The organism is Actinosynnema sp. NPDC023658, assembly GCF_040639995.1.
GTDB lineage: Bacteria > Actinomycetota > Actinomycetes > Mycobacteriales > Pseudonocardiaceae > Actinosynnema.
Window position 1 is genome coordinate 1 of sequence record NZ_JBFAAX010001429.1, and the last position, 1144, is coordinate 1144.

Below are 1144 nucleotides of genomic sequence, written 5' to 3' on the forward strand. Positions count from 1 at the left end.
CGCGAACTGACGTACCAGGTGGCCGACTGGAGGCTCCAGTACTGGACGTCGCCGGCATACGCGTAGCCGGTGCCGCCTCCGTTGTGGGGCTACACCCAGTACTGGAGCTCAACGCCGATGTTGTTGCGGACGGCCAATTGGCCGTCCGCCGCTGACGCGCTGGTGGCGGGCACGACGACCATTCCGATGGTCAGGGGGATGGCGGCCAGACCGGTGAGGAGAGACCTGCGGGAGGGCTTGGTCATGAGCATCCTTTCGGTTCAATGCTTCGAGCCTGACGACCGGTTCACAATGAGGTGGCTGGTTCGCGGTAGCAGAGGGGGCGAAGGCCGGTTGCACGAGTCCGAGGCGGATTTCGGCTCGTCGTTACCGGCGGATGCGAAGTCGTTCCGTACGGGGGCAGCCGTGTCCGGTGCCGCGTCGGGCGATCCGCGCCATGATGCCCATGGCGCAACGACCTGCGGTGCGGATCCGAGTCGTAAGCGCGATCAGCTTAGAGGTGTCGGGGACGTTGGCCCGCCCCGTGCGCTGCGGATCTTCGGGATCGCGCACCGACGGCACCACCGGTCGTGATCGGGGAGGCCGACGCCTTCACCCACTCCCGGTCGTCGCCTGCATCACGTCACTCGGCGGCGGCATCGCAATCCGCTGTCCCGCGCCTTGCTCACTTGGGCGCACCGGCTGTCCTGCGACCACCACGCCGCCGACCGCAACCTGAACCGCGCACTGGCCCCGGTCATCGGGTCGGACGACGGCACCGCGCAACCGGCACGCGATCCCGCGGCGGGCATCCGCCGTCACCACGGGTAACAACGGTCTGGTGAGGTTGTAGCTTTGCTTAACGGTTCGTCACGAGGTTTCACTTATCTTGAAGACGGTCGTGGGGAACGGTAATCCCATGACCGGACGAGGCGTGATGAGGATGGGAGCGCTGGCCCTGCTGTGGGGGTCGGTGTTCCTGTGGATCGAGCTGGCCCTGACCGGGCTGTCGCCGGTCGAGATCACCGTGATCCGCTGCGCCCTCGGCGCGGCGACCCTGTTCGTGCTGGCCCGCGCGAGCCACCAGAAGCTGCCACGCGGGCTGTGGGGTCGCCTGGCGATCGCGGCGTTCTTCTGCAACGCCCGGCCGTTCCTGCTGTTCGCC

Annotated in this window: 2 protein-coding genes; one reads left to right on the forward strand and one right to left on the reverse strand. The window is 67.6% G+C overall.

Annotated features, from left to right (window positions below):
• Window positions 1–89: 89 nt before the first annotated feature.
• Window positions 90–245 carry a hypothetical protein gene (locus AB0G02_RS41555; protein WP_360806478.1) on the reverse strand — a complete coding sequence of 52 codons (156 nt, stop codon included), beginning with the start codon at window positions 243–245 and terminating at the stop codon, window positions 90–92.
• 653 nt (window positions 246–898) lie between these two features.
• Here AB0G02_RS41555 and AB0G02_RS41560 point away from each other — a divergent pair.
• The coding region (locus tag AB0G02_RS41560) for an EamA family transporter (protein ID WP_360806481.1) at window positions 899–1144 on the forward strand (246 nt) is incomplete at its 3' end.

Bases quoted from the DNA above. Each gene is read 5' to 3' on its own strand.
- AB0G02_RS41555 (WP_360806478.1), bottom strand. From the start codon at position 245: ATGACCAAGCCCTCCCGCAGGTCTCTCCTCACCGGTCTGGCCGCCATC.